Source organism: Companilactobacillus suantsaicola (assembly GCF_004745525.1).
GTDB classification, from domain to species: Bacteria; Bacillota; Bacilli; order Lactobacillales; family Lactobacillaceae; genus Companilactobacillus; species Companilactobacillus suantsaicola.
Genome location: NZ_RKLY01000057.1, coordinates 1 through 4,248, shown reverse-complemented (window position 1 = coordinate 4,248; position 4,248 = coordinate 1). Strand labels below are relative to the sequence as shown.

General features: G+C 38.1%; 4 protein-coding genes. All 4 read left to right on the top strand.

Features of this window, described 5'->3' with window-relative positions; all coding sequences use genetic code 11:
* The first annotated feature begins 261 nt into the window (after positions 1-261).
* Positions 262-795, top strand: a complete 534-nt coding sequence (locus EGT49_RS12275) for a DUF1836 domain-containing protein (protein ID WP_135374690.1) — start codon at positions 262-264, stop codon at positions 793-795.
* 5 nt (positions 796-800) lie between these two features.
* A complete protein-coding gene (locus tag EGT49_RS12270; protein ID WP_135374688.1) occupies positions 801-1,649 on the top strand; it encodes a DegV family protein in 849 nt (282 codons plus the stop codon).
* A 464-nt stretch (positions 1,650-2,113) separates the two neighbouring features.
* Positions 2,114-2,599, top strand: coding sequence for a PH domain-containing protein (locus EGT49_RS12265; RefSeq protein ID WP_135374686.1), 486 nt, complete (start codon positions 2,114-2,116; stop codon positions 2,597-2,599).
* Positions 2,589-4,010 (top strand): PH domain-containing protein, encoded by a 1,422-nt coding sequence (locus EGT49_RS12260; RefSeq protein ID WP_135374684.1) that lies wholly within the window; start codon positions 2,589-2,591, stop codon positions 4,008-4,010. The genes EGT49_RS12265 and EGT49_RS12260 overlap by 11 nt, the downstream gene beginning before the upstream one ends.
* Positions 4,011-4,248 lie beyond the last annotated feature (238 nt).

Sequence of the window (4,248 nt, the reverse complement as noted above, 5' to 3'; positions counted from 1 at the left end):
CCTCACCAACGAAGAATTTTGGGGTGAGGTCGCTTAAAAAGTTATATTATTTGAGCCAAGAAAATGTCAACTTGACAAGGACGAGTGCATTCCAGTCCATCACAGGTTTTGTGCGGAAGACGGCCTTCAACAGCTTACCAACATAAAGAAGTACTCCATATTGTCTCATTACAATCCGCATCTAGTTTTAAAAACTAGATTGCACAGTTAAGATAACTATGATAAATTATAATTGTAATTACAAAAAAGGGGTGCTTAATCATGGATGAGTTACAAGAATGGTTGGATAAAATGGAGGATTATCGTTTACCTAGGTTTGAGGATCTTCCAGAACTTAATCTATATCGTGACCAACTATTAACATTGGTTGATAAATATATTGAACCAATTTGGTTGGAAGACGGACCAGTTGTAACAACATCGATGGTTAATAATTATGTTAAAAATGGCTTAATGCCACATCCTGAAAAAAAGCGTTATACACGTGAACATTTAGCATATTTGATTGCTATCACATTTTTGAAGCAGGTCGTTTCGATCAATGAAATCCAAGCTGGCTTAGAAGTTCAAACTAAGTTGAACGGTGGCATCGCCAAAGCTTTTGATTTCTTCTGTGAGAAACAGGAACAAGCTTTGAAAATGTTGAACCATCGAGAAAGCGGCCAAGTTTTGTCTGAAAAAGGTCAATCTTCCGCTTACTTGATGGTTGAGATGGTCACGATAGCTTTTGCCACAAAGCTGATCACGAAAAAAATTCTCATGATTGAAAACACTAAACAAGACGAAAAGAGTTAATTAATATGGAACAAATCGCTGTATTGGTAGATTCTTGTTGTGATTTACCAAAAGAATATCTTAAAAAAGCTGGTATTTATGAATTACCAATGCAAATTGCCTACCACGATAAAACTTACTCGGACCGCGTCGATATTTCAGCCGAAGAAGTTTATCAAAATTTGCCCGTCGAAATTCCTAAGACTTCACTACCTTCTGGCGAATCGATTCAAAACACCCTGGATAAAATAGCGCGTGATGGCTATTCACAAATTATTTCTATCTCGGTTTCTTCAGGACTAAGTGGAACCTTCAACTTTTTGAAAGTTTTCTTGGATGAGGATGAGCGCTTTGTAACCAAGTACTTCGACACGAAACAAGTTGCCATCTGCTCTGGGTTAATTGCAATCGGTGCTAAGAACTTAATTGACGCTGGCAAATCTTTGGAAGAGGTAGCCGCAGCTGTGGAAAAGATGTGCCAAAATGCAATGGTCTACTTCTGTATTCCAACTTTGACTTACTTACGAGCAGGAGGTCGAATCAGTGCCGTTGCTGCCACTGTCGGCGGAATGTTGAAACTTGCTCCAATCGTAACCTGTACTCCAGAGGGAACTTACACGATTGCTGCCAAAGCTCGCGGAATGAAAAAAGGTCAAAAAATGATGCTAGACTACGCCAAGAAATTCATCAACGATGGTGATAAGTACCTAATTGGTATTGGTCACGGAGCTGATTCAGTTGGCGGACAACACATGTTAGATCTTCTACACGATAATGGCATCAAAGGTGAACAAGAATTCACCGAACAAGTCGGCCCAGCACTAGGAGTACACACCGGCCCCGGATTGATAGGAGTCGCTGTCGTAAAGATTTAATTATATAAATTAATAAAGCACCTATTCTGCATATTCAGACTGTAATTCAGTCCAGATACAAGTTCAGAATAGGTGCTGTTTTTATTTAGAATTAAATGAGACAAAGAATAAATGACAATGTTTTAGTTTGGATATATAAAAATAAAGGATTTTTCATTAGTGATATTTGTCGCATTGATATATTCGATTGTTTTTGAATAAAATGAGACAAAGAATAAATGATGTTATTTAGTCTGGAGCACAAAACCTGTGATGGCTCAGCCGCCAAATTCTTGTTAGTGCTTTAGCACTTACAAGAAGGCCTAGTTTTGAGATTTTGCGTACTTTGCAAAAGCTCAAAATAGTGCCGGCAGCGTTCCAGTCCATCACAGGTTTTGTGCGGAAGACGGAATGATAACACCATTATTGCAATTTGGTCATCGTCTCTGTGTATGATAAGCTATCACTAATTAGGGGGGAATCATATGGACAAGATAAAGCGACTGCCAGCTGATATTAAACAAACGTGGAAGATCAACGCGCTAATTGATTTTGCAATTTGGTTCGTGATTGTAATTGCCATTTTTGTTGGCAGGATTTTTGTACCAACGGGGATGAAAAAAATCTTTTTGATCGTGGGAATTGCAATCGCACTTATTAATCTGATTTGGTTGATCACGGAATTACTTTTGATCAATTACCATTGGAATTATTGGACTTACTTTGTGGACGGACGCCAAGTAGAATTGCATCACGGCTATTTTTTTCGCAAACAAATCGTCATACCGATTGCCCGAGTTCAAAATGTTACTTTAAAGCAAGGACCAATTTTGCGTTTAAAGGACTTGCAAAAAGTTGTAGTCGAAACAGCAGCTGGGGCTAGTGAAATCGACGGTTTGAAAACTTCTGAGGCTAATGAGATCAAGGAATTGATCATGGAATTAGCACGGGAGGCGAAAAATGACCTCTGAACCAAAACGAGTCCATCCAATAGCCTTAATTTTATTTCTGTACCAGTCGATAAAAGGTTCCATTTTTCCATTGATAGTCTTATTCTTTGGGTTGCTTAAAACCTTGTCGCTAGTCTATCTGATTGAAATCGTTGTGGGGTTATTAGTATTAGTGTTGGCGGTGACGTTTTTGAATTACTGGACCTTCACGTACCAAATTTTGCCTAGCGAAATCATCATTCGAAATGGAATTTTCGTGAAAAAAGTCAATCATGTGCCCTTCGATCGGATTCAAAACGTTACTAGTAACCAGTGGTTCTTTTTGAAACCATTTGGTTTGGAAGAATTGGAAATCGAAACCGCCGGGCATTCGGAAAAACCCGAGGTCTCTTTGAAGGCTGTGCCGACGACTTTACGAACGAAAATCAATCACTTGCGTAATCATTCTGAAGAAATTGAAGAAGTTAAGCATCAAGATAACAGTTACGCTATTTCGACGGGTGAATTATGGAAGTATTCCGCCACCTCTCCAGCTTTTTTCAGTGGATTGTTGGCCGTGTTCGCGCTGTATGGAAATTTCCAAAACATGATCGACAAACAAATCACCGCCGGAGTTTCCAATCGGTTAGCGCATTTGAATATTTTCTTGATGATATTTTTAGCCATTTTAGTTTTGGTGATTTTTTATTTGGTTTCGATTTTTAAATTATTCGTCCAATATTATCATTTTCAATTGGTTGAAGAAAGCGGCCAATTGAAGATGTCACGGGGATTTTTTAAGACGATTAAAACTAATATTTCGATGAAAAGAATTCAAGCAATCGTCATCAGACAGCCGCTTTTGCGGAGCGCTTTGAAGATTGCCACGATTCAATTGGTAATAGTTTCGAACTCCAGTGAAGGGGATACGGAAGAGGATATTGTTGTTATGCCGGTAATCAATGTCAGTGAGATCGATGCCTTTTTCCAACGCTTTTTTCCACAGGTGCCAGTTGAAAAAATTTCTGTTCAAGCTCAAAAGAAAACTTATTTCTACAAATTTAGAAATGCCACGCCATTTGCCTTGGTGACAGTTGCTTTGTTAGTTTGGCTATTGAAGTTTTCCCCATGGATTTGTGGAATATTAATCATTTTGGGATTACTATTTTGGTACGTGCCAGCATATTTGTCCGCCAAGCGGTCGAAAGTCAAGCTTTCTGGCAGTTTATTAGTGATGCAAAGCAATTCTTTGATGACCAAAGAGGTGGCTTACATTCCCAAAACTAGTATTCAAATGTTAGAGAAAAAAGAGAGCATTTGGTTAGAGAAGAAGCACTTATCAGCGATTGATTTGAGTGTTCGTTCGGGTAATTCGGAGCGCAACTTTGCTATTAGTTATCAACCGGTTGCAGATATTTCAGCAGTAAAAGAGTGGTACAAAAAAGAAAGTTGATAATTGACTTCTGTAAATGATTCCAGTTACAATACTTTTGTAATTGAAAAGAGACCAGAGATCTCCTACATCTCTAGCCTCAATCGTGAGTCTGAATAGATTTTGTTGGTGAGCTAATCCTTGTGATTAGCTTTTTTTATTATTGTAATAATTATATCTTATTGGCGAATTTTATAATCAAGTTAGCCACCTTAAGAAAAACTAAATAAAAAAACACCAAGACGTAAAAATCAGTTAT

Bases quoted from the DNA above. Each gene is read 5' to 3' on its own strand.
- EGT49_RS12275 (WP_135374690.1), top strand. From the start codon at position 262: ATGGATGAGTTACAAGAATGGTTGGATAAAATGGAGGATTATCGTTTA.
- EGT49_RS12270 (WP_135374688.1), top strand. From the start codon at position 801: ATGGAACAAATCGCTGTATTGGTAGATTCTTGTTGTGATTTACCAAAA.
- EGT49_RS12265 (WP_135374686.1), top strand. From the start codon at position 2,114: ATGGACAAGATAAAGCGACTGCCAGCTGATATTAAACAAACGTGGAAG.
- EGT49_RS12260 (WP_135374684.1), top strand. From the start codon at position 2,589: ATGACCTCTGAACCAAAACGAGTCCATCCAATAGCCTTAATTTTATTT.